Below are 25675 nucleotides of genomic sequence, written 5' to 3'. Positions count from 1 at the left end.
TCCGCACGCATGGCACTCGCGCTGTCCAGAGAATCACTGAATCCGGAACGGGCTGGCGCCTGGTTCGACCGTCTGCAGAGCTTGCAGATCACCCGTCGCCTGGGTTTGATGGCAATGATCACGGTTGCCGTAGCAGCCGGCCTGTTCGTGTTCTTCTGGGCGCAGAAACCGCAGATGATGCCGCTCTACACCGGGCTGGACCAGAAGGCGACCGCCGAAGCCACCGACCTGCTGCGCTCCGCACAGATTCCGTTTGAGCTGGACGCCACCACCGGTGCCATCAGCGTGCCGGAGAAGAACGTGCACGATGCACGCCTGAAGCTGGCCGGTTCCGGCCTGACCGAAAGCGGCCGCCTCGGTTTTGAAATGATGGAGCGCGATCCCGGCTTCGGCGTCAGCCAGTTCGTCGAAACCGCGCGCTACCAGCACGCGCTGGAAACCGAGCTGGTGCGCACCATCAGCAGCCTGCGACCGGTCCGCGATGCACGCGTGCACCTGGCCATTCCCAAGCCCAGCGCCTTCACCCGCCAGCGCGATGTCGCCAGTGCCTCCGTGGTGCTTGAACTACGCGGTGGCCAGCAGCTGGAACGCAACCAGGTGGATGCCATCGTGCACATGGTCGCTTCCAGCATTCCTGATCTGGCACCCGAGCGCGTGACCGTGGTCGACCAGAGCGGGCGCATGCTTACCATCGCCGATCCCAACAGCGAAGCCGCGCTCAACGCTGCTCAGTTCGATCAGGTACGTCGTCTGGAAGGTTCCTATAACCAGCGCATCCGCGAGCTGCTGGAACCGATGACCGGTGCCGGCCGGGTCAATCCGGAAGTCAGCGTCGACATGGATTTCTCGGTCACCGAGGAAGCCCGCGAGCTGTTCAACGGTGAACCGCAGAAGGTTCGCAGCGAGCAGATCAGCGAGAACAGCAGCGCTACCGCCGGCCCGCAGGGCATTCCCGGTGCGACCAGCAATACCCCACCGGGCGTCGCTGCAGCACCGCCGGCTACCGCCGCCACGCCGACCGAAACCTCCAAGAACGCCACCCGCAACTACGAGTTGGATCGCACCCTGCAGCACACCCGCCAACCGCCGGGCCGGGTCAACCGCGTCTCGGTTGCGGTTCTGGTGGACCATGTGCCGCGTGCCGGTGCCAACGGCAAGCAGACCGACCAGCCGCTCACTGCCGCTGAACTGACCCGCGTCGAAGCACTGGTCAAGCAGGCCGTCGGCTTCAATGCCGAGCGCGGCGACACCGTGTCGGTGATGAACGCACCGTTTGTGCGCGAATCCATTCCGGTGGAAGCACCGAAGTGGTGGGAGAACCCGCAGGTGCGTGATGCACTGCGCCTGGTGCTTGGCGCCATCGTGGTCCTGGCACTGCTGTTCGGCGTGCTTCGCCCCGCCCTGCGTCAGATCACCGGCACCCCCAAGGCCCTGCCGGGTCCGGAAGATCCGCTCAGCGCCGACGTCCAGGTGCTGGATGACGGCACCGAGATGCCGGCGCTCGCCGCCGACCGTCTGCACCTTGATGGCAAGCCAGCTTTGGCACTGCCGGTGGACGCTTATGAAGAACGCCTGCGCATGGCCCGCGAAGCAGTGAAGACCGACTCCAAACGGGTTGCCCAGGTAGTGAAGGGATGGGTGTCAAATGACTGATGCAATGCCGATGACCGGCGTGCAACGTGCCGCCGTACTGCTGCTGTCGCTCGGCGAAACCGACGCGGCCGAAGTGCTGCGTCACATGGAACCGAAGGAAGTGCAGAAGATCGGCATCGCCATGGCCACGCTCAGCGACGTCACCCGCGAGCAGGTGCAGCAGGTGATGGATGATTTCGGCGCCGAACTGGGCAACAAGACCTCGCTGAGCGTCGGCTCGGACGACTACATCCGCAACATGCTGGTGCAGGCGCTGGGTAATGAGAAAGCCAGCAACCTGATCGACCGCATCCTGCTCGGCCGCAATACCACCGGCCTGGATGCATTGAAGTGGATGGACCCGCGCGCAGTCGCCGATCTGGTACGCAACGAGCACCCGCAGATCATCGCCATTGTCATGGCCCACCTGGAAACCGACCAGGCCGCCGAAGCGCTGAAGCTGCTGCCCGAGCGCACCCGCGTCGATGTGCTGCTACGTATCGCCACCCTCGACGGCATTCCGCCGAACGCACTGAACGAGCTCAACGAGATCATGGAGCGCCAGTTCGCCGGCAACCAGAACCTGAAGTCGTCGAACATCGGTGGTGTGCAGTGTGCCGCCAACATCCTCAACTTCATGGACGGCGGCCAGGATCAGGCCATCCTCACCGAAATCGCCCGCATCGATTCGCCGCTGGGCAGCCGCATCCAGGACCTGATGTTCGTGTTCGACGACCTGGTGGACCTGGACGATCGCGAGATGCAGCTGGTGCTGCGCGAAGTCAGCGGCGAGCGCCTGGGCCTGGCCCTGCGCGGTGCCGACATCAAGGTGCGTGACAAAATTACCCGCAACATGTCGCAGCGTGCAGCCGAGATCCTGCTCGAAGACATGGAAGCGCGTGGCCCGGTGCGCTTGTCCGACGTGGAAGGCGCGCAGCGCGAAATCCTCGCCATCGTCAAACGCATGGGCGATGAAGGCACCATCACCCTCGGCGGCGCCGCGGAGTCCATGCTGTGAACAATGCCGTGCGCTGGCACGCCCCGGACCTCAACGCACCGGCCGGCCAGCCGGTGGCAGATGACTATGATCTGGCGTCGCTGGAAACCATCGTTGCCGAGCCGGCACCGCCGCCCTTGCAGCCGCCCACCCTGGAAGAGATCCAGGCGATCCGCGATGCCGCGCAGGAAGAAGGCTTCCAGCAGGGTCACGCCGAAGGCTACGCGCAGGGCCAGGCCGAAGTACGCCGTCTGACCGCACAGATCGAAGGCATCCTCGACAACTTCAGCCGGCCACTGGTACGACTTGAAAACGAAGTGGTTGGCGCACTTGGCGAACTGTCGGTACGCATTGCCGGTGCCTTGATCAGCCGCGCTTACGAGGCCGACCCGGCGCTGCTGAAGGATCTGATCGATGAAGCGCTGGACACCGTCAGCGGCACCAATCGCGACGTCGAGGTGCGCCTGCATCCGGACGACATCGCTGCGATCAGCAATCTGCTGACACTGCCTGCCGGGCAGCGTCTGGTGCCCGACCACAGCCTCAGCCGTGGCGACCTGCGCGTGCACGCCGAGGCCGTACGTGTCGACGGCACCCTCGACGCGCGCCTGCGCGCTGCGCTGGCGACCGTGCTGCGCCGCGCCGGAGCCACGCAATGACCGCATCACCCTCGCCCGCTCCCGCCGACTGGGCTGCCGCGCGCAATCTGCGCCTGGCCGCACGTCTGGATGGCATCTCGCTGGACGCCGGCGGCGGCCACGGCCTCGTACGCGAAGGCATCCTGCGTCGTGCCGTTGGCCTCACCCTTGAAGCCGTTGGCTGCGAGGCACCGATGGGCGCCAGCTGCAAGGTCGAGATCATCGATGGCGGCTGGGTCGATGCCGAGGTTGTCGGCTTCTCCGGCGACCGCACCTATCTGATGCCCAGCGCCGAATTGCACGGCCTGCTGCCCAATGCCCGTGTCGTACCCTCCTACCGCCGTGGCGGTGTCGAGGTCGGCGAAGGCCTGCTCGGCCGCGTCATCGACTCCGATGGCATTCCGCTCGACGGCAAGGGACCGATCCGCGCTGAAGGCGTGGTCAGCATGGCCGGCGTGTCGATCAACCCCCTGGCACGTGAGCCCATCACCCAGCCGCTGGATGTCGGCGTGCGCGCGATCAACTCGCTCCTGCCGATTGGTCGTGGCCAGCGTGTCGGTCTGTTCGCCGGCTCCGGTGTCGGCAAGTCGACACTGCTCGGCATGATGACCCGCTTCACCGCCGCCGATGTGATCGTGGTCGGCCTGATCGGCGAACGTGGCCGCGAAGTGCGCGACTTCGTCGAATCCACACTGGGCGAAGAAGGCCTGCGCCGTGCGGTGGTCGTCGCCAGCCCGGCCGACCGCCCGCCGCTTGCGCGTCTGCATGGCGCCTACCGCGCCACCGCCATTGCCGAGTGGTTCCGCGATCAGGGCTTGAACGTGCTGCTGCTGATGGATTCGCTGACCCGCTTCGCCCAGGCCCAGCGCGAGATCGGTCTGTCGGTCGGCGAACCGCCCACCACCCGCGGCTACCCGCCGTCGGTATTCGCCAAGCTGCCGGCGCTGGTGGAACGCGCCGGTAATGGTGCAAAAGGTCGTGGCTCGATCACTGCGTTCTACACCGTACTCACCGAAGGCGACGATCCGCAGGACCCGATCGCCGACGCCGCCCGCGCCATCCTCGACGGCCACATCCTGCTGTCGCGTCGCGTTGCCGACAGCGGCTTGTACCCGGCCATCGATGTCGAATCCTCGGTCAGCCGCGTGGTCCAGGACATCGCTGACGACGTCTGGCGCGCGCGCATCCGCAAGCTCAAACAATTGGTATCGGCCTACACGGCCAACCGCGACCTGATTGCCATTGGCGCCTATCAGCGCGGCAACGACCCGCTCACCGACGAAGCACTCGATCGTTGGCCGGAGATCATGGAATTCCTTGGCCAGGACGTGCATAACGCCGCCGACCTGAGCCACAGCCTCAGTGCATTGCACCAACTGGTAGATAGTGAGACGCCCGCATGAGCCCTAGCCGTCGCCTGGACCCGCTGCTGCGCCACGCGCAGGACCGCGAAGATGAAGTCGCCAAAGCCCTGGCCGAGCGCCAGCAGGCCTTGGACCTGCATCAATCGCGGCTTTCCGAGTTGCGCCAGTACGCCGATGAGTACGCCAACGCACAGCTGGCCACCACCAGCGCCGCCCAGCTGCTCAATCGCCGCGCCTTTCTTGATCGTCTCGACAACGCGGTGGAAGCGCAGAGCAAGACCGTGGACAGCAACCAGGAACGCGTTGATGCCGAGCGTGCCCGGCTGCTGCTGGCCAGCCGTGACAAGGCCGTGCTGGAACAACTGGCCGCCAGCTATCGCGCCCAGGAAAAGCAGGTCGCCGACCGTCGCGACCAGCGCGAGATGGATGATATTGGTGCTCGTCGTGCGCGCCTGAAGAAGACCGAAGGCGACGCCGAGGGAGAAAGCCAGTGAATGTTCTTTCCTCTGCCCTCGGGGGTGCCAGCAGCATCGACAGCAGCGGCGCGCGCAGCAACAGCACCGACAAGTCCAGCGACAACGGCTTCGACTCAATGCTCAACAGCAAGCCAGCCACGCAGAAACCTGCGGCCAGCAAGCCAAGCGGCAACGATGCAAGGCCCGCCAATCAGGCGCGCAACGAAAACAGCAGCAGCGATGCCACTACGGAACAGAGCACTGCGACCGCCAGCAGTGCCGGCAGCGAAGACAAGCCCGACACGCCGGAGGCAGCCGACGAGGCGCCTTGGCCGCCGTTTGGGCTATCTGCGATCGTCACCCAGGCGGCGGAACCTGCAGCGCAGGCACCAGCAGCCCTGGCAGCAGCAAATCAGCAAGGCGCAGCGCCAGCCAACCCGGCGGCGACCGCGCTGCCTGCTCTGCCAACGGCTCCGGCTGCCGCCATAGCCAACCCGGCCGCCATCAGCACTGACGAGGCCAGCGCAGAGTTGAGCCTGCCGTTGGCCGCTGCGGCCGCAAACGACGATGCGAGCCCCCTCGATGTCGACGCCCCGGCGCCTACCGCGTTTGCGTCCTTGCTGCATAACCAGGCTTTGCAGGAAGTCCGTGCAACCACCCCAGCCAGCAGCATCACCGCGCCCACCCCAACCCCGGATCTGAATGCCGGCGACTTTGATGAGGCCATCGGCGCCCGCGTCGGCTGGCTGGCGGAGCAGAAGATCGGCCACGCCCACATCCGCATCAACCCGGAAAACATGGGCGAGATCGATGTGAAGCTGCAGTTGGACGGCGACCGCGTCCACGCCAGTTTCAGCAGCGCCCACGCCGACGTCCGCCACGCCCTGGAAAGCAGTCTGCCGCGCCTGCGCGAAATGCTGGGCGAGCAAGGCCTGCAGCTGAGCCATGCCGACGTGGGCCAACAGTCCGCGTCACAGCAGCAGAACGACAAGGGTGACACTGGAAGCGGCTTGGCAACCGGCAACCAGCTGGAAAGCACCGACCTCCCAGTAAGCACCAACCACAACCTGCGTATGCGCGGCCTGCTGGATGCGTATGCCTGAAGGCACACGTAGAGCATGATCCCCTGTAGGAGCGGCGTAAGCCGCGAAGCCGATAGCGTTTCAGATTGTCAGCTTCGCGGCTGACGCCGTTCCTACAGCGATGCGCGCGCGATTCACAGCCACACCGCATTCCAGAAAGGATAGAAGCGAACTGATGCGGCCAGCCCGGCCCTGACCGGATTCATCACGATATAACGGGCAGCTGCCCTTGTATCTTCGTCTTTCCGCAAGGCCCGATCATAAAATCCACGACTCCAGATTGGACGGCCCACTGAAGTCGGCAAGCACCGCGCCGTGTTGCTCTTGATGTTTCGAACCACAGCACTGAGGTTTGTTTCCAGACCCAGTTGGATCAACCCGTGCCAATGATCAGGCATCAGTACCCAAGCCATCAGTTCGGCGTCGCGACAAAGCTTGGAGTGATGGAGTGCACGGGCTGCAGTCGCCGCAAGTGCATGATCCAGAAAGATCGGAACACGAGCGTTCGTAGTGAAGGTGGCCAGGTAAAGCTGACCACGTATGGAAGCGCGGCCTAGACGCAGTGCCTTGTGGCCGCTGTTTGGGTTGATCGGTTGCAGGGGCATGCCCAAAGGGTGAAGCCACCACCCGTTGTTTACCGTCCGTAAGCAAGCCGGTTGTGCGTCGGCGGTACCGACGTCAGCTTCGCGGCTAACGCCGCTCCTACAGCGGCGCAAGCTCCCGCGCCTCGCGTCAAATTCCCGCCATCAGCCCATTCACCTCCTCCGGCACAACCCTTGCATCTGACTGGGCAGCAATCCTGAGGAGCACCACGTGGCCGTTGCCGCAGATAAAAACCGCAAAGCTGAACCCACCAAGGAAGCGGCAAGCAAACCGAAGCGCTCGTTGTTGGTTCCCGCCCTGATCGCCGTGTTCGCTGCTGCCGCTGCCGGCGGCGGCGTCTGGTACTTCACCCAGGGCAAGGCCCACGCCGAAGCCGGCAAGGAAGCCAAGCCAAAGACGCCGGCTCCAGCCCAGTACTTCGCGTTGGACCCGGCCTTTGTGGTCAACCTCAATGGCCCGGCTGACGGCCCGCGCTACTTGCAGGTCGAGGTGCAGCTGATGACCCGTGATCCGCTGGCACTGACCGCGCTGCAGACCCATGCCCCGGCCATCCGCGCCAATTTATTGATGCTGTTCTCGCAGGTTGAGCCAACCCAGATCGCCGACCGCGCGGGCAAGGAAAAACTGCAGGCCTCCGCGCTGGCCGAAGTACAAAAGCTGATGAAGGCCGAAACCGGCCAGAACAGCGCCGACGAATTGTTGTTCACCAGCTTTGTGACCCAGTAAGGCGCCGCGATGAGCATCAATGACCTGCTGTCCCAAGACGAGATCGACGCCCTGCTGCATGGCGTCGATTCCGGCTCGGTCAATACCGCCGAGCCAGAGGCGGCACCTGGTGAAGCGCGTTCATACGACTTCGCCAGCCAGGACCGCATCATCCGTGGGCGCATGCCGACCCTGGAAATGGTCAATGAGCGCTTTGCGCGCTTGTGGCGCATCGGTCTGTTCAACCTGATCCGGCGCTCGGCCGAATTGTCGGTACGCGGTATCGAGTTGATCAAGTTCGGCGATTACCTGCATTCACTGTATGTGCCGACCAACCTCAACCTGATCCGCTTCAAGCCGCTGCGTGGTACCGGCCTGATCGTGTTCGAGCCGACCCTGGTGTTTGCCATCGTCGACAACTTCTTTGGTGGTGACGGGCGCTACCCTACCCGCATCGAAGGTCGCGAGTTCACGGCTACCGAAATGCGCGTGATCCAGTTGATGCTCAAGCAGACCTTCACCGATCTGCGCGAAGCGTGGGGCCCGGTGATGAACGTCGATTTCGACTACATCAACTCCGAGATCAACCCGCACTTCGCCAACATCGTCAGCCCGCGCGAGTACGTGGTGGTCAGCCGCTTCCACGTCGAGCTCGACAGCGGCGGTGGCGACATCCACATCACCTTGCCGTATTCGATGCTGGAGCCGATCCGCGAACTGCTCGACGCCGGCATCCAGAGCGACCGCAACGACCGTGACGAGAGCTGGGCCATCATGCTGCGCGAGCAGCTGGATACCGCCGAAGTCGAGCTTTCCAGCGTGCTGGCCAAGCGCCGCATGAGCCTGCGCGAGCTGACCAAGCTGAAGATCGGCGATGTGCTGCCGATCGAAATGCCCAAGCAGGTGCCGCTGTGCGTGGAAGGCATCCCGGTGTTCACCGGCGAGTTTGGTGTGTCCAACGAACGCAACGCCATCAAGATCACTGCTACCCATCCTCCGGGAAAGCGCCCGAGCGTCCCCGTGATTCAGGAAAACACCGATGAATGACAATCACTCCCCCGAGACTGAAAACGCCGCAACGCCGGCACAGTTCAGCAACCTGCAGGCCGACAACGGCATCAGCACCGATCTGGATCTGGACGTCATCCTCGACGTACCGGTGACCTTGTCGCTGGAAGTAGGCCGCGCGCGCTTGCCGATCCGCAACCTGCTGCAGCTCAACCAGGGCTCGGTGGTGGAGCTGGAACGCGGTGCCGGCGAATCGTTGGACGTGTTCGTCAACGGCACGCTGATCGCGCATGGCGAAGTCGTCGTCATCAATGATCGCTTCGGTGTGCGCTTGACCGATGTGGTCAGCCCCAGCGAGCGCATCCGGAGACTGCGTTGATCGCATTGCTCGCCTATGCCGCACCGGCCGCCAAGGCGGCCACACCGGTCGGCCAGCATGCGGCAAGTGCGCCCGGTCTGTTTGGCGCGTTCTTCACCTTGCTGCTGGTGCTGGGCCTGATCATCGGCCTGGGCTGGCTGCTCAAGCGCATGCCCGGCGGCGCATTCCGGCCTGCCGAAGGCCTGAAGGTGGTCGCCAGCATCAATGTCGGCACCAAGGAACGTGTGGTGGTGGTCGACGTCAATGGCCAGCAGCTGCTGCTGGGCATTACCGCCGGCGGCATCAGCACCTTGCACCAGCTGCCCGAACCGCTGCCGCAGACGCCTGCCCCGGCCCTTCCCAATCTCAAACAACTACCGAATTTCGCCCAGCTGCTGGCACAGAAGCTGCGCAAGGAACCCTGATGATGTCGGGTCAACGCTTTTACTCACGTGGTTTCAACTCACGTACGCTCTGGCAAGTACTGATCGTGCTGGCGATGCTGGCATTGCCGCTGTTTGCCTGGGCCGCACCGGGACCGCAGGTGCCGGCGCTGCCGGACGTCAACGTCGGCAAGATCGGCGGTGCGCCAGTCAGCCTGCCGCTGCAGACCTTGTTGTTGATGACGGCAATCACCTTGCTGCCGTCGATGCTGCTGGTGCTCACCGCGTTTACACGCATCATCATCGTGCTTGGCCTGCTGCGTCAGGCGCTGGGCACCGGGCAGACCCCATCCAACCAGATCCTGCTTGGACTGGCGCTGTTCCTGACTGCGATGATCATGATGCCGGTGTGGGACAAGTCGTGGTCCACCGGCATGGCACCGTATCTGGATGGCAAGATCGACTTCCAGACCGCATGGCAGCTGTCCACCGCGCCACTGCGTGCCTTCATGCTGGCGCAGGTCCGCGAGACCGACCTGATGACCTTTGCTGGTCTGGCTGGGCAAGGCCCCTACGCCAGTCCGGATGCGATCCCGTTCCCGGTACTGGTTGCCTCCTTCGTCACCAGCGAGCTGAAGACTGCGTTCGAAATCGGCTTCCTGATCTTCATCCCGTTCGTCATCATCGATCTGGTGGTATCCAGCGTACTGATGTCGATGGGCATGATGATGCTGTCACCGATGCTGGTCTCGGCGCCGTTCAAGATATTGCTGTTCGTGCTGGTGGACGGTTGGGTATTGGTGGTCGGCACCTTGGCGGCGAGCTTCAACGCGGTGTAGTTGTGGACCGCTGTTCGGACGGACTTCCGCGATGACTCAATGAAAGTCTCGGCTGCGTACGTCCAGACTGCCCAATAGCGGCGACAGATCATCCAGGCGGCGTGCGATCAGATGACGCACGCCGTTTTCGGCTTCCAGCCGGCCGCTGACCTGCAGCAGGCGCGATTCCAGAAACACTTGTCGCTGACGCTCAGCCAGCTGCCGCCAGACCACAATATTGATCTGGCCAAACTCGTCTTCCAGCGTAATGAAAGTGACGCCGCTGGCAGTTGCCGGCCGCTGCCGCCCGCGCACCAGCCCGGCCACCAGCACATTGCCTGTGCTGCGCATGCTTTCCAAGTCCTTGGAACTGCGGCAACGGCGCGCGCTCAGCTGGCGCCGCAAGCGGGCCAGTGGATGCAGTTCCAGCGTGGTTCCCAGCAAAGCGTAATCCGCGTTCAGATCTTCGCCGGCGCTGGGCATCGGCAAGGCGACATCGGCTTCAGCGGTCGCCGGCTGATCGTCGAACAGCGGTCGCTGGTCTTCGACACCAGCAATCGCCCAGCGTGCGCGGTGGCGGTTGCCGGCCATGCCACGCAAGGCGCCGGCATCGGCCAGCAAGGCGCGTGCGCGCGTATCCAGATCGGCCCGCCGGCACAGGTCGGCAATATCGGTGAACACGGCCTGTGCCCTCGCCTGCTCGATCCGCAGCGCGTCTTCGGCGTTGAAGCCACGCACCAGGCAAAAGCCCAAACGGATCGCCAGCCGCTCACCATCGCGCTCCCGTTCCAACGAGCACTCCCAACCGCTGTAACGCACATCCAGCGGCCGCGTCGCCACGCCGTGCCGACGCACATCCTGCAGCAATTGATCCGGACTATAGAAACCCATCGGCTGGCTGTTGAGCAGTGCGCAGGTGAACTCGGCTGGATGGTGGCATTTCAACCAGCTGCTGGCATAGGCAATCAGCGCGAAACTCGCCGCATGGCTTTCCGGGAAACCATAGCTGCCGAAGCCCTTGATCTGCTCGAAGATACGCTCGGCGAAATCCAGTGGATAGCCGCGTTCAAGCATGCCTTCGGTGAGTTTCAGCCGATGCGGCTCCAGCCCACCGTGGCGCTTCCAAGCTGCCATCGAACGACGCAGACCATCGGCTTCATTGGCGTTATAACCGGCTGCCACCATTGCGATCTGCATCACCTGCTCCTGGAACAGCGGCACGCCCAGCGTGCGTTCAAGCACCGCTTCCAGCGCCACCGATGGATAGCTGATCAGTTCTTCCTTCTTACGCCGGCGCAGGTAGGGATGCACCATGTCACCCTGGATAGGCCCGGGGCGTACGATGGCGACCTCGATCACCAGATCGTAGAAGGTGCGAGGTTGCAACCTAGGCAACATCGCCATCTGCGCACGCGATTCGATCTGGAACACGCCGACGGTATCGGCGCGGCTGATCATCGCGTAGGTGGGCTTGTCTTCCTGTGGAATCGTCGCCAAGGTGAAATGCAGGCCGCGATAGCGCTGGATCAGGTCGAAGCAGCGGCGCACCGCGGTGAGCATGCCCAAGGCCAATACATCGACCTTCATCAAGCCCAGCGATTCCAGGTCATCCTTGTCCCACTGGATGACGGTACGTGCGTCCATCGCTGCGTTTTCCACCGGCACCATGCTGTGCAGGGCACGCTCGGAAATGACGAAACCACCCGGATGCTGGGACAGGTAATGCGGGAAGTCGATCAGCTCGTTGGCCAGTATCAGGATGCGCCGCAACAGCGGGCTATCCGGGTCGAAGCCGTGTTCGCGCAGGCGCTCCTCATCTGGAATGCTGTCCGACCAGTGGCCGACACAGGAGGTCAGCTGGGTGATCACGTCGCCGGGCATGCCGAGCACCCGCGCCACATCACGTAGGGCACCACGCCCGCCGTATTGCGTGGCGACGGCTGCCAGGGCAGCACGCTCACGGCCATAGCGAGAAAACACGTACTGGATGACTTCCTCGCGCCGCTCGTGCTCGAAGTCGACGTCGATATCCGGTGGCTCATCGCGGTCATCCGAGATGAAGCGCTCGAACAGCAGATGGCTGTGCGAAGGATCAAGCTCGGTGATTCCAAGCACGAAGCAGACCACCGAATTGGCCGCCGATCCGCGACCCTGGCAGAGGATGCCGATGCTGCGTGCATAGGCCACCAGATCATGCACGGTAAGGAAATATGAGGCGTACTTCTTCTTGGCGATCAGGCCCAGTTCCTTTTCGATCAAGGCCTGCGCCTCTGCTGTAGCACCTTCCGGCCAACGCTTGCGCACGCCACGCACCACCAGCTCTGCCAGCCAGCACTGCGCGGTGTAACCGGCGGGTACCACCTCGCTGGGATAAAGATAGTCGACGGCTTCTTTCAGATCGAACCCGGCGCAGCGTTCGGCGATGCACAGCGTCTGCTGCAACAGCTCGGCTGGATAGATCGCCTGCAACGCCTGCAGCGGACGCAGATGCCGCTCACCATTGGCGAATAATCGCTGCCCGGCCTCGGCAACGGTGACGCGGTGACGGATGGCCGTCATCACATCCTGCAGTGCCCGGCGTCCGCGTGCATGCATATGCACGTCGCCAGCGGCCACCAATGGCAGCTGCAGCTGTGCGCCCAGTGCCTGCAGCTGCTGCAGACGCGCCTCGTCATCGGCACCATGGTGCAGTTCCACCGCAACCCAGCAGCGCCGCGGGAACCATTCCCGCAACTGCATGCCCTCGGCAGGTTCCGGTTGTGCCGCAGGCAGCCACAAGGCCAGCAGGCCGCTGCGATCAATCGCCGCAAGGTCATCGGCCAACAGCCGGTATTCGCCCTTCTCCGCCCGCCGCCGCGCCTGCGTGATCAGCCAACACAGCGCTTGATAGCCTGCGGAGTCTTCCACCAGCAGGACCAGCTTTGCCCCGTTTTCCAGTTGTATTTCGCTGCCGACAATCAGCTGCAAGCCGGTTTCCCTGGACGCACGCCAGGCGCGCACGATGCCGGCCAGCGTGCACTCGTCGGTGATGGCCAGTGCCTGATAGCCATGCGCCTTGGCCCGCGCGAACAACTCATCCGCAGTCGATGCGCCGCGCTGGAAGCTGAAAGCGGACAGGCAATGCAGTTCGGCATAAGCAGCGATCATGCGAACCAGCCCTGCAGCATGAAACCGCCCTCGCCGCCCACCTCGCGCCAGGCCCAGGCCTGCTGGCCGAAGCGGGTGCTGACCCGGTAGTAATCACGGCGTACATCATCACCATCCCACCAGCCACTCTCGATGCGTTCCGGCGCCGACAGCAGTTCGGGACTTGCACCAGGCCAAGGCTGCGGCGTGCGCAGCAGCCAACCCGGCCGTACTGGCGATGGCAGGCTGTTGGTTGTTGAACCTGCAGCTGGGGCAGCCTCGCCACGCCAAGCATATTCGGGTCTATGGTCGGCATGCACGCGCAGCCCATGCACGGATTGATCGCCCAGCCGAGCGCGCAGACGTTCGCGCAGCTGTTCCCACGGCATGCTCTGCTGCGGACGGGTATCAAACAGCTCGCGATGCTCTGGCACAAACGCCGGCAACTGATCGGCGCGCAGGCCAAACTGGCGCACCGGCGCCGGGATCTTGGCTTGTTCCAGGCGGCTGCGGGCTATCTCGAACAACAGGCCTGCATCACGCTCAGCCGCAAGCAGGCCGATCTCCAGCGTGGTGGGTGCCCGATCCTCGTGTTCCAGCAACAGCGCAAACCGCTGCACACTGCCATCGCGGCCAGCAAGAAACGCAGCAAGGTCCGAGGTCAGGCGCCGCAACGGGAACAGCAAGGCCTGCGAGGATTCCACCTCATAGCCGAGTTCGATGCGCAGCTCGAACACATCCGGCGGCTGATACGGTTGCAGTACAAAGGCTCGCTCGCCGAGCAAGGCATCCAGCTGCCGCAATACATCCGGCGCAAAGCGCCGGTTGATGCTGGCCCGTGGCAAGCCCTGCAATTGCTTGACGGTGCGGATGCCCATGCGCGCGAATGCCGCCGAGGCGCTGGCACCAAAGCCAGCCCGCGCCACCGGCAACTGCCCGAGCAATCCGGCCAAACCAGCCTCGTCCACGCTCAAACCATCGCGCGCATTGGCCAGTGCGCGCGCGGCCACCGGATTGGGTGCCAATGCGATGCGGTGACGGAAGCCCAAGGCGTCCAACTCCTGCCGCAGGCGCGCCTCGAACTTCGGCCACGGCCCGAACAAGGCCAGGCTGTGCTCGATTTCGATGATCAGCGCCTGCGCATACTGCAGGCTTACCTGTGAGCTGAATTGATAGGCCCAGGCCGCCAGAAACTGGTGCCAATGCAGCTGCGCATCAGGCTCGTATGGATGTATTTCAAAACCGGTGGCCAGCGCCTGCGCGGTCACCAGTGATTGCCCCGCCTTCAAGCCCAAGGCTGCCGCCGCCGGATTGACCGCATGCAATACCCGCCGTTGGCTGGGCCCACTGATCAATACCCGCGCCGCTTCCGGCTCGGCACAGGCGCGCAACACGCCGTCCATGGCCAGGTGCGGCAATAGAATGCAAGCCCAGCGCATGGCTTACTGCCCCCGGGCAAACGGTAATGGGCGCGTTGGCACCATGCCGCCGCGACACTTCAATACCCGCAGCTGCGCCGGCTGCGCATCGATGGCGATACGCAAGGCGGCCGGCGAGGGATTCTTCGCCGCCTGCAACGGCCGACTGGCGAAGCCCAGCGTCTGCCCCGATTCGGCAGCCACCTGCAGCCGTCGCAAGGCCTTGTCCTCGGCCAGTTGCGGCCAGCACAGCACGGCACCGCAACTGCCCGAACGCAGGCATTGTTCAGTAGCCCACAGCGCATCGCGCTGGTCCGCCGCCTGCACCACCTGCAACTGACGCAGGTCGATACCCGCTGCCTGCCAGGCCGGCGCATACGGAACATGCGGCGGTGCCACCAGCACCACGCGTTCACCGGCCTGGGTCAAGCGTGCCAATGACGGCCATAGCAGGCGCAGCTCACCCACGCCTTCAGCTGGCAACAGGATTTCACTCAACGCGGACTCCGGCCAACCACCGGTAGGCAGCACCTCATCCAGTTGTGCATAGCCGGTCGGCTGGCGACTGGCCGGCAGCGGCGCAGGCCGGCCGCGCCAGACCCGGCGTTCATGCAGCAGGCTATCGAGGGCAACAACCGCGCCCATCAGCCGCGCCGCACCAGGCCACAGAACACGCCTTCGATGGCGAAGTCCTGATCATGTTGTACTTCAATCGGTGCATAGGCCGGGTTGCGTGGCAGCAAGCGCAACTGGGTGCCGCTGCGTGATAGCCGCTTGATGGTCAGCTCACCGTCCAAGCGCGCCACCACCGTCTGCCCGTTGCGCGCATCGCTGCTGCGCCTGACGCCGACCAGATCGCCGTCGAAAATACCGTCGTCGATCATCGAATCGCCCTGCACCCGCAGCAGGTAATCCGGACGCGCGGCAAACAGGCGTTCGTCCAGTGCCAGGGTATCGACCAGCTCGGCATCGGCACCGATCGGCGTGCCCGCCGCGACCCGTCCAAGGATGGGTACCTGCAGCAGCTCCGCACGCGGTGCCAGCCCCGCCGGGCGGATTCCCCGCGCCTGTCCGGTAGCCACCTCGACCAGGCCGGCCTCGCTCAAGGCCAACACGTGTTTGCGCGCCGCACCGCGTGATGCCAGCCCACAGGCGGCGGCAATCTCGGCCAACGAGGGCGCCTGTCCGTGCCCATTCACCTGGTCACGGATATAGCGAAGGATGGCGGCACGGCGCGGGCTGAGATCAGTCATGGAGTACATTTGTACTCCATCTGCACAAAGCTCGCCAGAGGCTGAGCGCCGCTATTCAGGTGAATACGAAAAACACAGCGCCGCTGCTATCTTTTGCAGCATATGGACCCTAAAACCTCCATAAAATCGCATCCGTCCCTGCCCCAGGCATTGCGCAGCGTGCCGCTGCGCACCATTGCTCCGGTCACCACGCTGGCCCTGCTGTTCTTCGCGATTTGGCTGTGGTTTGACGGGGAGCGCCTCGTTGCCGCAGGCAGCTGTCTGTTGTCAGCACTGGCCCTGCTGGCCAGCATATGGATCCATCAGCGCAAGCCCCGCCTGGAGACAGGCGGCGTGTTGCTGTGCCTGAGCACGGTAGGCGGCAGCCTGCTCTCCGCCTGGCAGCTGGGCAGCGACGCACTGCCATGGACCTACCTGACCTTGATGTCCAATTTCTTCATCGTCCGCAACCAGATCGCCACCCCGCTCAATCTATTGCTGGTTGCAGGCCTGCTGCTGATGCCAAACGTACTGCTCGGCCACCCTGCACACCTGCAGGCACTGATCGTCATCGTGCTGGTGTTCGGTTTTGGCTACCACTTCTCCCACCGCCTGCAAGGCGACCGCACGCGTCTGGAGATGCTGGCATCACTGGATGCACTGACCGGCGTCCCCAACCGGCGCGCTTTGGAAAAATCATTGCAAGCGCATATCGATGGCGTCCGTGATGAGCGCTACCGGCAAGGCCTGGTGGTGATCGACATCGACAACTTCAAAGAGGTCAACGACCACTATGGTCATGGTGCCGGTGATACCGCCCTGTCCGACTTGGCTGCGATCCTGCGTTTTGAACTGCGTGCAAACGATCAGGTATTTCGTTTTGGCGGCGAGGAGTTCGTGATTCTTGCCGATACCGGCAGCCATGAAGCGCTGGTCCGGTTTACCGAGCGCCTGCGCAAGGCGGTCTATGAATCACTGCGTGGACCCGGCGGTCGCATCACCATCTCGGTAGGTGCGGCGATGTATGCCGGCGAACAGCGCTGGCAGGACTGGTTTGCGCGTGCTGATGCCGCGCTCTATAGAGCCAAGGGCAAGGGGCGCAACAGCGTGGTGGTAGCGGAGTAGCTTTGGCTTTGGCATTGGCATTGGCTTTGCTCCCTTCTCCCGCCTGCGGGAGAAGGTGGTGCGCAGCGCCGGATGAGGGGAGCTTTTCAGCTGGATAGCGAAGAGCGCCCTCACCTGCCCTCCGGGCATCCTCTCCCGCCTGCTGGAGAGGCGAATGCAACAGCTGCAGAGCAAAAGCCAAAACAAAGGGCCGCTTGCGCGGCCCTTTGTTTACAGCATCAAACAACTGCTTCGATCACGAACGCAGCGGGATCACGCGGATCTCGACGCGGCGGTTCTGCGCGCGGCCTGCATCGGTGCTGTTGTCGGCGATCGGATAAGCCTTGCCTGCGCCCAGGGTTTCAATGCGCTCACGCTGCACGCCCTGTGCGGTCAGGTACGCCGCCACTGCATCCGCACGTTCCTTGGAAATACGGTTGTTCACCGCATCGGTGCCGATGCTGTCGGTGTGCCCAACCACTTCGATCATGGTCTGGTTGTACTCGCTCAAGGTGCTGGCAACACCATTGAGTGCACCATAGAACTGCGGCTTCAGTGTGGTCTTGTTGAAATCGAAGGTGATACCGTCAGGCAGGCTCAAGGTGATGTTGTCACCTTCGCGCTGCACGTCGATACCAGTATTGGCAGTGCGCTCACGCAGTGCGCGCTCCTGACGGTCCTGGTAGTTGCCAACCGCAGCACCGCCGAGTGCGCCGATACCGGCACCCACCATTGCGCGCTGGCGACGCTCGGTGGCGTTGCCGCCGCTGAGCAGACCGGCAGCAACACCGATGGCCGAGCCGATCAACGCGCCCTTGCCGGTCTTGTTCTGCTGCTGGGTCGGATTACCGTACTGGTCCTGCTGCACATACGAGCCACCGGTAGCACAGGCCGAGAGGACGGCTGCCGCCACCAAGCCAATGGAAAGATTACGAACAACAGTAAGGGTGGTCATCTGAGTCTCCTGATAGGCCGGACTGGCCGCGTGGATTTGCCGGGCAAGCATAAACATCACGACGCACTACCTGCGTGATCCTCAACCTCCGTCACAGGTGTCCATTCATCTAACTGTCTTGCACGTTAAGCCGGTGTCAGCGACAGCGCTGGTACGCAGCCAAGGCCTCGTCCCGTCCCTTGGCAAGGTCCACCAGGGGCTGGGTCGGGTAGCTTGGTGCAAGCTCCGCCAACAACTGCGGGAACTGCCAGGGCGCGAACCGCGCCTTCAGCGGCAGCGCCGCCAGTTCGGGTACCCAACGACTGATATAGCGCGCGTTGGGATCGAACTTCTGCGCCTGCGTCACCGGATTGAACACGCGGAAGTACGGCGCGGCATCCGCGCCGGTGCCGGCGATCCATTGCCAGCCCATGCTGTTGTTGGCCAGGTCGGCATCCACCAGGGTGTCCCAGAACCAGCGTGCGCCCTCTTTCCAGTGCATGCGCATGTGCTTGCACAGAAAACTACCCACCAGCATCCGCACGCGGTTGTGCATGTAGCCGGTTGCCCACAACTCGCGCATGCCTGCATCGACGATGGGAATACCGGTGCGGCCCTGTTGCCAGGCCGCCAACATCTCCGGCTGCGCCGGTTCCCAGGCAAAACGCTCGAAGCGGGGGTTGAGGTTGGTGTCACTGGTCTGCGGGAAGTGGTGCAGCAGATGCCAGGAGAACTCGCGCCAACCCAGCTGGCGGATGTAGCCATCGATATCCGCATCACGGCCAGCACTGCGCATGCCTTCCAGCGTATGGGCGATTCGCCACGGCGCGATCTCGCCGAAATGCAGATGTGGCGACAGCAGCGATGTACCAGTGCGGTCCGGCAGGTCGCGCTGCTCGCGGTAGCCGTTGAGCGCACCGTCGGCAAAGACTTCCAGCGCTTCCTGCGCACCAGCTTCGCCCGGCTGCCAGTGCTCCCAGAAGCCGCCGTCCCAACCCAGACGCGGCTCCAGCGCAAGCGCCTGCAAGGGCAGGCCCGACAGCTTCGGCGAGCTCAGCGTGCGCGGCGCTTCGGACAGTTCCGGCAGACGCCAACGGGTCAGCGCGTTGCGCCAGAATGGCGTGAACACCTTGTACGGGCCACCTTGCAGCGTGGCCAGTTCCCAAGGCTCGAACAGCAGATAGCCGTTGTGGCTCTCCACCTGCAGCCCCTGCTCGCGCAGACCACGCTTGATGGCAGCATCACGCGGCTGGGTGGCAGGTTCATATTTTCGATTCCAGTAGACCGCTTCGGCCCCGCTTTCAGCAATCAGTGCCTGCAGCTGCGCCATGCTGTCGCCACTGCGCAGCAGCAAGGCCGAGCCAATGGAGCGCAGTTGGGCGTCGAGCTGCTGCAGCGAATGATGCAGCCAAGCGTCGGAGGCCGCTCCCGGCGCCCATGCACCCTCTTCCTGCGGCGCATGGATGTACACCGGAACGATCTCATGACCGGCTTCAATCGCGGCCTGCAACGCCGGGTTGTCACGCAGCCGCAGATCGCGCCGGAACCAGACAATGGCGGTGGACATGCAGCGGCTCCCGCTTATTCGAATGAACCAACCGAATCGTGGCTCAGGTTGTCAAAGCGAGTGTACTCGCCGAAGAACTTCAATTTGCACGAACCCGTGGGACCACCACGGTGCTTGCCGATGATGATCTCGGCCAGGCCCTTGTCCGGCGAATTTTCCTTGTTGTAGTAATCGTCGCGGTAGATGAAGACGATCATGTCCGCATCCTGCTCGATAGCGCCGGATTCGCGAAGGTCAGCCATCACCGGGCGCTTGTCGGTACGGGTTTCCAGGGAGCGGTTGAGCTGTGACAGCGCAATCACCGGTACGTGCAACTCCTTGGCCAGGCCCTTGAGCGAACGCGAGATTTCCGAAATTTCGGTCGCGCGGTTTTCGCTGTTGCCCGGCACGCTCATCAGCTGCAGGTAGTCGATCACGATCAGGCCCAGATCGTGCTCACGCTTGAGCCGGCGGCATTTCGACCGCAGGATCTCCGGCGACACGCCCGGCGTATCGTCGATGAAGATCTTGGTTTCCTTCAGCATGCGGATGGCGCCGGTGACGCGGCTCCAGTCCTCATCCTCAAGCTGGCCGGTACGCAGTCGCTGCGCATTGATGCGGCCGTTGGAGGAAATCAGACGCATCGCCAGCTGCGATGCGGACATTTCCATCGAGAATACCGCCACGCCCTTCTTCGACTTGATCGCCGCGTACTCGGCGATATTCAAGGCAAAAGTAGTTTTACCCATGGCCGGACGTGCGGCCAGAATGATCAGATCGGTCGGCTGCAGGCCGGCCGTCATCGCGTCGAAATCGTTGTAACCGGTCGGCAGGCCAGTGATGTTGCCGCCGTTCTCGAAGCGGTTACGCAGTTCTTCGAAGGCGTCTTTCAATGCGCCCGGCATGGCGACGAAGTCGGTACGCCCGCGGGCGCCCTGCTCGGCAATGGCGAACACGGATTTTTCCGCAGTCTGCAACAGCTCCGAGCTGTCACGCCCCTCGGGCTGAAAGCCGTCGTTGACGATGTCGGTGCCGACCTGGATCAGCTGCCGCAGCACCGCCTTGTCGCGCACGATCTCGGCATAGGCACTGATATTTGCCGCCGACGGCGTGGTGCTGGCCAATTCGATCAGGTAGGCGCCATCGCCAACCATGTCCAGCTTGCCCTGTGATTCGAACCATTCACCCAGGGTCACCGCATCGAACGGGCGATCGCGCTCGGACAGCTCGCGGATCGCACGGTAGATCAACTGATGGTCGCGCCGGTAGAAGTCCTTGTCGGTCAGCGCCTCGTTGACCCGGTCGTAGGCCTCGGGCGCCAGCATCAGGCCGCCAAGCACGGCCTGCTCGGCTTCCACCGAATGAGGGGGCACGCGCAAGGCGTCGATGCGCTGATCGCTGCGATCGGAGCGGTCATTGCGGTCACCGCGGTCGCGGTCGGAACGGAAACCAGTACGGGCGGACATGAAAAGCGTTATTCCTGCAATAAGGCCGTGCGGCCATGGTAGGTGGGCATTGCCCACCGGGATACGTACAAGTCTGTGGATAACCTGTCCACAACCCAAGCCTGTAAGGGCTGGGGATTGGGCTGGCATACAGAAACAAGCACCCGGCGCCGTTGCAGCGCCGGGTGCGGATTATCGCATGAGCAGCATCAGCGCCGCCCTGCTCCCCCAGGACTTCAGGCGCGGTGCTGGCGCTCGATCCAGACCAGGAACTTGTCGACAAAACCCTGCAGGAACTGGCGGGTGCCCTCATTGCTGATGCTGCCATCGGCTTCGATAAGTCCATCCTTGAAATGCAGGAAGGCCTCCGGCTGCGGCATCACCGCCAAATCGACGAATACCAGCACGTTGCGCAGGTGCTGCTGGGCCAGGGCGCTGCCGATGGCACCGATGGAGGTGCCGATCACCGCTGCCGGTTTACCGGCAAAGGCGTTGTCGCCGTAGGGGCGCGAGGCCGTGTCGATGGCGTTCTTCAGCACGCCGGGAATCGAACGGTTGTACTCAGGTGTGACGAACAACACCGCATCGGCGGCACGCACCTGGCTCTTCATGCGCGTGCCCTGGGCCGGGAATTGGCTATCGTGATCCTGGTTGTACAGCGGGACGTCGCCGATCTGGATGTAGTCAAATTTGACCCGATCACCTGCCAGCTTCTCCAACGCCAGCGCCAGCCGCCGGTTGATGGATTCCTTGCGCAGACTGCCGACGAAAACCGCGATCTTGTACTGGCTCATGACGACCTCGCTCCGTAAGAAGCACACAGGCTAGCCAGAGTGGGCTTCGCAACAGGTGAAGGCAACGCCTGCCATCAGCGCCGGGGGTGCACCATCAGAGGCGCAGCCGACCGGTAAGCCCGCCATAGGCTAGCCGCACCGTATCAAAGCCATACTTCGACTCCAGCCGCTTGATGATGAAATGGCCGCGCGCCATGTCCTGGTAGTAAGCAGTGAACATGGTATTCAAGGTAGCGCCAGCCACCGCGCCGATCACCGGCACCGCCTGCGCGACAAACTTCTCCGATACCACCACGCCAAAGCGCGCAGCGATCTTCTCCACGATCCTGGCCAGCCACTTGCCGGCTTCTTTCGGGCCCAGCCCGAGCAGCACACCGTGACTGCCGCTGACGGCGCTGCCGGCCAGCTCCGCTGACAGGTGCCGCATTACTTCAGTGGTGAAGCCGCGCGCCAGGTAATAGCCGGTCTCGCTGGCGTCGTCCTGGCCGGAATTGCCACCCAGTGCTAACACTTCAAGACAGGCCTGCCGCGTCGCCATCTCGTTCAGATCGAAACCTTCGCTGCGGGCGACATCGGCAACCGCGCGCATGATGATGGTGGTGGACAGCGGCAACTCGATTGCCAGCGCCGGCAGACCGCCAGCCCCTCCCAACGCACCGGAAGCGGCAGCCGCCAGTTTGTGCAGGCGCGGTGATGCCGGTTTGCCGGGCTGCTTGTTGTCCATCGTCCACAGCGCCGTCTGCGCGGCCTTGTACAAGGCCGCCTCGGTCACGCCCTGGATGCGCGAGGACACCGCCGTGGGCAGCTTGCGCACCGCGAACTCCAATGGCCCACCGATCAGGTTGGCCATCTTGGCGGTGAGCGTGGGCGATTCCAGAAGGCTCACAGCCCTTTCCAGATCAGCCAGATCCTGCGCGTTGTCGTGCAGACGAAGGACAATCTCATTCATTGCGTTCAGCCGGCTTCCGGCAAGCCCGCCAGCACGCCCATGAACTGCCGGTAATGGCGCAGTTCGGCAATGGAGTCGTGTACATCACTCAGCGCGGTGTGGCTGGAGGTCTTGCTGACCCCGGCGGCAACTGCAGGTGACCAGCGCTTGGACAACTCCTTGATCGTCGACACATCGAGGTTGCGGTAGTGGAAGTACTTCTCCAACCGCGGCATCTGCCGGTGCAGGAAGCGCCTGTCCTGGCAGATCGAATTGCCGCACATCGGCGAGGCACCGGCCTTGATCCAGTCCTGCAGGAAGGCAATGGTCCTGGCTTCGGCCTGGCCAACCGTGATGGTGCTGTCCAGCACCCGCTGCCACAGACCCGAACGCTGGTGCTGGTTGCGGTTCCATTCGTCCATCGCTTCCAGCGTGGCCAAGGAATGGTTGATGGCGTACTCGGGGCCTTCGGCCAACACATTGAGTTGACCGTCGGTGACCACGGTTGCGATCTCGATGATGGAATCGTTGTCCGTATCCAGGCCGGTCATTTCCAGATCAATCCAGATCAACCGATCATTGCCCGCGCTGTTGTCCGCCATGTGCTGCCTCATGCTTGGGGCCGGCGGTCAAGCGCCGCACGGCCGGAATATCGAAGCGCACATGATACCCCTGCCCAAGGTAGGGACTGCGTCAAAGATCATCAGGGGTCAACAACGGTCGCCCGCGTTTGGCCCGGAAGTAATTGGTCAGGCGCAGGCTGGCCTCCTGCGCCAGCACCCCACCCTGCACCTGCACACGATGGTTATGGCGTGGATCGGCGAGCAGATCGAACACGCTGCCGCAGGCACCGGTCTTGGGATCGGTAGCGGCAAACACCACCCGCGCGACGCGTGCGTGTACCAAGGCCATCGCGCACATCGCGCAGGGCTCCAACGTCACGTACAAGGTGCTGCCAACCAGCCGGTGATTGCCCAGCGCCGTGCCCGCCTGTCTCATCGCCACGATTTCGGCATGCGCACTAGGGTCATGATTGGCGATATTGAGGTTCCAGCCCTCGCCCAACAACGCACCATCGGCACCTACCAACACCGCGCCAACCGGGATTTCATCGAACTCGCGCTGCGCGCGATCGGCCAGCGCCAGCGCGTGGCGCATCCACTGTTCGTCGTTGAGGGCTGGATCAATCTGGGACATGCAGGGAACACGGGGATGGAAGCGGCGCAAGGGTAACGCAGATGACCGCAGCCTGCTGCTGCACGGCCCGAGCGGCAGGCATTTACCTGTGGGAGCGCCGTAAGCCGCGAAGCTGAGCTTGGCCAGCCCCCATGCAACTGCGTCGCCTGGTGAACCGCGTGCTTCGCGGCTTACGCCGCTCCAACAAACAAAGCCGCCCCGCATTGGTTCTGGGCAGCTCGAGTGCTTGAATGAACCGCATTGAGGCCAACGCACGGCCTCACTGCATCCACGAAACAGGCAATTTGGGTGCTACGAGGTCGTGGCACTCTCACGCTGCTGCACCGAAACCCGGTTCCTGCCAGCACGCTTGGACGCATACAGCATTTCATCCGCCGCTTTCAGCACGGCCTCGATCGCGAAACTGCTCTGCGGCCAATTGGCCACGCCCAGCGAAATCGTGATCGCGCCAACCCTGGCGATCTTCATCTCCTCCACCGCCACGCGCAGACGCTCGGCAACCTGCGTCGCCGTTGAAGAAGTAGTGGAAGGCAGCAAAATAAGGAACTCCTCGCCACCGACGCGCAACGGCACGTCATAGGCGCGGCAGGCCTCACGCATGCGCTGGGCGAGCTGCTGCAGGACCGCGTCACCGACGGCGTGGCCATGGCTGTCGTTGACTCTCTTGAAGTGATCGATATCGATCGAAATGACCGAGAAGGTATTGCCCTGACTCTCGAAATTCGCCAGCGCTTCGTCCAGGCGACGGCGGTTACCCAACTTGGTCAGCGGATCAGTCGTGGTGTCCTCACGCAGCTTGCTGAAGCTCTTGTGGATCGCATCAACACCGATCAGCAGGGCCTTCTTGAGCTCTCGCGACTCGAAATACCATGACTTCACCGAGCGGATGTCCTTGGCCGAGGACGGATCTTCCATATTGCGCGCGCCATCGGCCAACAAACGCAGCGGGCGCGAGATCAACCGAGCGCTCCACAGGACCAGGATCAAGGTCAGGATCGTAGCCGGCAGCGCCCTGTACAAGGTGCTCTGCATCAGCTGGGTCAACGGTGCGAGCGTGACCTCTTCGGGGCGTTGGGCGACGATGCCCCAGCCCGTCGAGGCTACCGGCGCGTAGCCAGCCAGCATTTTCACGCCTTGCGAGTTGACCGCATGCCCTTTGCCCGCCTGGCCGGCTGCAACGCGATCGACCACGACGTTCTTGTCCACAAAATCACCGATCCGGTCCGGATTTGGGTGATAGATGATGCGCTTCTGCTTGTCGACCACGAACAGGTAGGAACCATCGACATAGAAGTGCTGGCCGAGCAGACGATCAAGAATGTTCTCCTTCTGCAGGTAGATCGCGCCGCCGACTGCACCAAGATAGCTGCCGGACGCGGACACAATCGGGTGATTGATGAAGACGATGAAGTTGCCTGTCGCCGACTGATACGGCGCACTGATCAACGGCCGCTTCTCACGCAATGCGGTCTTCACCGCCTCACTGTTGAGCACGCGCCCCTGCAGACCCATGGTTTCAGGCGAGGTCGCCAGCACTTTGCCGCTGGCGTCGAAGATGGTGATGGAGTTGAAGCTCTTGCTCATCATGCGCAGGCGCGCAGCTTCCTCTCCCAACTTGGGGACGTCGTCCATATTCATGGCGAGCAGCTGCGCGGTATAGGCGAGCTGCAGCTGGGACGCCTGCAGGAAGTCTTCGGTGCTCTTGGCCAGTTTGTTGGCGTAGGCGTAGTTGCCGTCCAGCGTGGTGTCCACCAGCTGCTGACGCTGCACGGTGTAGCCGGCGTAGAACGTATTGGCGAACGGCACCAGTGCTCCGATCAACGTGAGCACCAAAATAAGTTTTCGTAAATCCATGGATCCCAACGCGGACGCTTGAAAGTGGTGCCGCGAGAAGCCCATGCATGCCCG

The 25675-nt window shown here is 63.3% G+C and carries 25 protein-coding genes; 12 read left to right on the top strand and 13 right to left on the bottom strand.

Annotated features, from left to right (window positions below):
* Positions 1-9: 9 nt before the first annotated feature.
* From fliF to ACVOLL_RS01990, 6 genes are read left to right on the top strand one after another with little or no spacing between them, the layout of a single operon-like run.
* Positions 10-1653, top strand: a complete 1644-nt coding sequence (gene fliF / locus ACVOLL_RS02015; protein WP_481511342.1) for a flagellar basal-body MS-ring/collar protein FliF — start codon at positions 10-12, stop codon at positions 1651-1653.
* Between the two features lie 10 nt (positions 1654-1663).
* Positions 1664-2650, top strand: coding sequence for a flagellar motor switch protein FliG (gene fliG / locus ACVOLL_RS02010; protein WP_481511370.1), 987 nt, complete (start codon positions 1664-1666; stop codon positions 2648-2650).
* The gene (locus ACVOLL_RS02005; protein ID WP_481511341.1) at positions 2647-3288 is read left to right on the top strand and encodes a FliH/SctL family protein; all 642 of its coding nucleotides are present in this window, start codon (positions 2647-2649) and stop codon (positions 3286-3288) included. Before fliG ends, ACVOLL_RS02005 begins: the two co-directional genes overlap by 4 nt.
* A complete protein-coding gene (gene fliI / locus ACVOLL_RS02000) occupies positions 3285-4670 on the top strand; it encodes a flagellar protein export ATPase FliI (protein WP_481511340.1) in 1386 nt (461 codons plus the stop codon). The genes ACVOLL_RS02005 and fliI overlap by 4 nt, the downstream gene beginning before the upstream one ends.
* Complete coding sequence (gene fliJ, locus ACVOLL_RS01995; protein WP_481511339.1) at positions 4667-5125, top strand: flagellar export protein FliJ; 459 nt, start codon at positions 4667-4669, stop codon at positions 5123-5125. Before fliI ends, fliJ begins: the two co-directional genes overlap by 4 nt.
* Entirely contained in the window at positions 5122-6189 is a 1068-nt protein-coding gene (locus ACVOLL_RS01990) for a flagellar hook-length control protein FliK (protein WP_481511338.1), read from the top strand. The genes fliJ and ACVOLL_RS01990 overlap by 4 nt, the downstream gene beginning before the upstream one ends.
* Before the next feature lie 113 nt (positions 6190-6302).
* On the opposite strand, the gene ACVOLL_RS01985 is transcribed toward ACVOLL_RS01990, so the two are convergent.
* Positions 6303-6773, bottom strand: coding sequence for an REP-associated tyrosine transposase (locus ACVOLL_RS01985; RefSeq protein WP_481511337.1), 471 nt, complete (start codon positions 6771-6773; stop codon positions 6303-6305).
* 208 nt (positions 6774-6981) lie between these two features.
* Between ACVOLL_RS01985 and ACVOLL_RS01980 the strand changes: the two genes are divergently transcribed.
* The 5 genes from ACVOLL_RS01980 to fliP all read left to right on the top strand — a co-directional run bounded on the left by ACVOLL_RS01980 (position 6982) and on the right by fliP (position 10064).
* Positions 6982-7497, top strand: coding sequence for a flagellar basal body-associated FliL family protein (locus ACVOLL_RS01980; protein ID WP_481511336.1), 516 nt, complete (start codon positions 6982-6984; stop codon positions 7495-7497).
* 9 nt (positions 7498-7506) lie between these two features.
* Positions 7507-8523: a flagellar motor switch protein FliM gene (gene fliM, locus ACVOLL_RS01975; RefSeq protein ID WP_481511335.1), complete on the top strand. Its 1017-nt coding sequence runs from the start codon at positions 7507-7509 to the stop codon at positions 8521-8523.
* The gene (fliN, locus tag ACVOLL_RS01970; RefSeq protein ID WP_481511334.1) at positions 8516-8863 is read left to right on the top strand and encodes a flagellar motor switch protein FliN; all 348 of its coding nucleotides are present in this window, start codon (positions 8516-8518) and stop codon (positions 8861-8863) included. Before fliM ends, fliN begins: the two co-directional genes overlap by 8 nt.
* On the top strand, positions 8860-9267 hold the full coding sequence (fliO, locus tag ACVOLL_RS01965; RefSeq protein WP_481511333.1) for a flagellar biosynthetic protein FliO: 408 nt from the start codon (positions 8860-8862) through the stop codon (positions 9265-9267). Before fliN ends, fliO begins: the two co-directional genes overlap by 4 nt.
* Positions 9268-9341: 74 nt before the next feature.
* Positions 9342-10064 (top strand): flagellar type III secretion system pore protein FliP, encoded by a 723-nt coding sequence (gene fliP, locus ACVOLL_RS01960; RefSeq protein WP_481511369.1) that lies wholly within the window; start codon positions 9342-9344, stop codon positions 10062-10064.
* Positions 10065-10100: 36 nt separating this feature from the next.
* Here the strand turns inward: fliP and ACVOLL_RS01955 are convergent, their stop codons facing one another.
* The 4 genes from ACVOLL_RS01955 to lexA are packed head-to-tail and all read right to left on the bottom strand — an operon-like array spanning position 10101 to position 15840.
* Positions 10101-13190, bottom strand: a complete 3090-nt coding sequence (locus ACVOLL_RS01955; RefSeq protein ID WP_481511332.1) for an error-prone DNA polymerase — start codon at positions 13188-13190, stop codon at positions 10101-10103.
* Positions 13187-14608 (bottom strand): Y-family DNA polymerase, encoded by a 1422-nt coding sequence (locus ACVOLL_RS01950; RefSeq protein WP_481511331.1) that lies wholly within the window; start codon positions 14606-14608, stop codon positions 13187-13189. Before ACVOLL_RS01950 ends, ACVOLL_RS01955 begins: the two co-directional genes overlap by 4 nt.
* A gap of 3 nt (positions 14609-14611) precedes the next feature.
* Complete coding sequence (gene imuA, locus ACVOLL_RS01945; RefSeq protein ID WP_481511330.1) at positions 14612-15232, bottom strand: translesion DNA synthesis-associated protein ImuA; 621 nt, start codon at positions 15230-15232, stop codon at positions 14612-14614.
* On the bottom strand, positions 15232-15840 hold the full coding sequence (gene lexA / locus ACVOLL_RS01940; protein WP_481511329.1) for a transcriptional repressor LexA: 609 nt from the start codon (positions 15838-15840) through the stop codon (positions 15232-15234). Before lexA ends, imuA begins: the two co-directional genes overlap by 1 nt.
* A gap of 159 nt (positions 15841-15999) precedes the next feature.
* Between lexA and ACVOLL_RS01935 the strand changes: the two genes are divergently transcribed.
* A complete protein-coding gene (locus ACVOLL_RS01935) occupies positions 16000-16944 on the top strand; it encodes a GGDEF domain-containing protein (protein WP_481511328.1) in 945 nt (314 codons plus the stop codon).
* Positions 16945-17179: 235 nt separating this feature from the next.
* On the opposite strand, the gene ACVOLL_RS01930 is transcribed toward ACVOLL_RS01935, so the two are convergent.
* From ACVOLL_RS01930 to ACVOLL_RS01895, 8 genes are all read right to left on the bottom strand, one after another.
* Positions 17180-17878 carry a YiaD family glycine zipper/OmpA-like lipoprotein gene (locus tag ACVOLL_RS01930; protein ID WP_481511327.1) on the bottom strand — a complete coding sequence of 233 codons (699 nt, stop codon included), beginning with the start codon at positions 17876-17878 and terminating at the stop codon, positions 17180-17182.
* Positions 17879-18014: 136 nt separating this feature from the next.
* Entirely contained in the window at positions 18015-19424 is a 1410-nt protein-coding gene (locus ACVOLL_RS01925; protein WP_481511326.1) for a cryptochrome/photolyase family protein, read from the bottom strand.
* A gap of 14 nt (positions 19425-19438) precedes the next feature.
* Positions 19439-20869 (bottom strand): replicative DNA helicase, encoded by a 1431-nt coding sequence (locus tag ACVOLL_RS01920; protein WP_481511325.1) that lies wholly within the window; start codon positions 20867-20869, stop codon positions 19439-19441.
* Positions 20870-21084: 215 nt separating this feature from the next.
* Positions 21085-21642: an NADPH-dependent FMN reductase gene (locus tag ACVOLL_RS01915; protein WP_481511324.1), complete on the bottom strand. Its 558-nt coding sequence runs from the start codon at positions 21640-21642 to the stop codon at positions 21085-21087.
* Positions 21643-21736: 94 nt separating this feature from the next.
* Entirely contained in the window at positions 21737-22591 is an 855-nt protein-coding gene (locus tag ACVOLL_RS01910) for an EcsC family protein (RefSeq protein WP_481511323.1), read from the bottom strand.
* Positions 22592-22596: 5 nt separating this feature from the next.
* Positions 22597-23172, bottom strand: a complete 576-nt coding sequence (gene orn, locus ACVOLL_RS01905; protein WP_481511322.1) for an oligoribonuclease — start codon at positions 23170-23172, stop codon at positions 22597-22599.
* A gap of 91 nt (positions 23173-23263) precedes the next feature.
* Positions 23264-23767: a tRNA adenosine(34) deaminase TadA gene (gene tadA / locus ACVOLL_RS01900; protein ID WP_481511321.1), complete on the bottom strand. Its 504-nt coding sequence runs from the start codon at positions 23765-23767 to the stop codon at positions 23264-23266.
* Positions 23768-24058: 291 nt separating this feature from the next.
* On the bottom strand, positions 24059-25588 hold the full coding sequence (locus tag ACVOLL_RS01895; RefSeq protein WP_481511320.1) for a sensor domain-containing diguanylate cyclase: 1530 nt from the start codon (positions 25586-25588) through the stop codon (positions 24059-24061).
* Positions 25589-25675 lie beyond the last annotated feature (87 nt).

This window comes from Stenotrophomonas sp. STEN035 (assembly GCF_056759935.1).
The sequence above is the reverse complement of the archived record's forward strand: the minus strand, read 5'-3'. Positions and strand labels throughout refer to the sequence as shown.

What these genes read in the sequence shown, in the direction of transcription:
- fliF (WP_481511342.1), top strand. Translation starts at nt 10, where the DNA reads ATGGCACTCGCGCTGTCCAGAGAATCACTGAATCCGGAACGGGCTGGC.
- fliG (WP_481511370.1), top strand. Translation starts at nt 1,664, where the DNA reads ATGACCGGCGTGCAACGTGCCGCCGTACTGCTGCTGTCGCTCGGCGAA.
- fliI (WP_481511340.1), top strand. Translation starts at nt 3,285, where the DNA reads ATGACCGCATCACCCTCGCCCGCTCCCGCCGACTGGGCTGCCGCGCGC.
- fliJ (WP_481511339.1), top strand. Translation starts at nt 4,667, where the DNA reads ATGAGCCCTAGCCGTCGCCTGGACCCGCTGCTGCGCCACGCGCAGGAC.
- ACVOLL_RS01985 (WP_481511337.1), bottom strand. Translation starts at nt 6,773, where the DNA reads ATGCCCCTGCAACCGATCAACCCAAACAGCGGCCACAAGGCACTGCGT.
- fliM (WP_481511335.1), top strand. Translation starts at nt 7,507, where the DNA reads ATGAGCATCAATGACCTGCTGTCCCAAGACGAGATCGACGCCCTGCTG.
- fliN (WP_481511334.1), top strand. Translation starts at nt 8,516, where the DNA reads ATGAATGACAATCACTCCCCCGAGACTGAAAACGCCGCAACGCCGGCA.
- fliP (WP_481511369.1), top strand. Translation starts at nt 9,342, where the DNA reads ATGCTGGCATTGCCGCTGTTTGCCTGGGCCGCACCGGGACCGCAGGTG.
- ACVOLL_RS01955 (WP_481511332.1), bottom strand. Translation starts at nt 13,190, where the DNA reads ATGATCGCTGCTTATGCCGAACTGCATTGCCTGTCCGCTTTCAGCTTC.
- ACVOLL_RS01950 (WP_481511331.1), bottom strand. Translation starts at nt 14,608, where the DNA reads ATGCGCTGGGCTTGCATTCTATTGCCGCACCTGGCCATGGACGGCGTG.
- imuA (WP_481511330.1), bottom strand. Translation starts at nt 15,232, where the DNA reads ATGGGCGCGGTTGTTGCCCTCGATAGCCTGCTGCATGAACGCCGGGTC.
- lexA (WP_481511329.1), bottom strand. Translation starts at nt 15,840, where the DNA reads ATGACTGATCTCAGCCCGCGCCGTGCCGCCATCCTTCGCTATATCCGT.
- ACVOLL_RS01930 (WP_481511327.1), bottom strand. Translation starts at nt 17,878, where the DNA reads ATGACCACCCTTACTGTTGTTCGTAATCTTTCCATTGGCTTGGTGGCG.
- ACVOLL_RS01925 (WP_481511326.1), bottom strand. Translation starts at nt 19,424, where the DNA reads ATGTCCACCGCCATTGTCTGGTTCCGGCGCGATCTGCGGCTGCGTGAC.
- ACVOLL_RS01920 (WP_481511325.1), bottom strand. Translation starts at nt 20,869, where the DNA reads ATGTCCGCCCGTACTGGTTTCCGTTCCGACCGCGACCGCGGTGACCGC.
- ACVOLL_RS01915 (WP_481511324.1), bottom strand. Translation starts at nt 21,642, where the DNA reads ATGAGCCAGTACAAGATCGCGGTTTTCGTCGGCAGTCTGCGCAAGGAA.
- ACVOLL_RS01910 (WP_481511323.1), bottom strand. Translation starts at nt 22,591, where the DNA reads ATGAATGAGATTGTCCTTCGTCTGCACGACAACGCGCAGGATCTGGCT.
- orn (WP_481511322.1), bottom strand. Translation starts at nt 23,172, where the DNA reads ATGGCGGACAACAGCGCGGGCAATGATCGGTTGATCTGGATTGATCTG.
- tadA (WP_481511321.1), bottom strand. Translation starts at nt 23,767, where the DNA reads ATGTCCCAGATTGATCCAGCCCTCAACGACGAACAGTGGATGCGCCAC.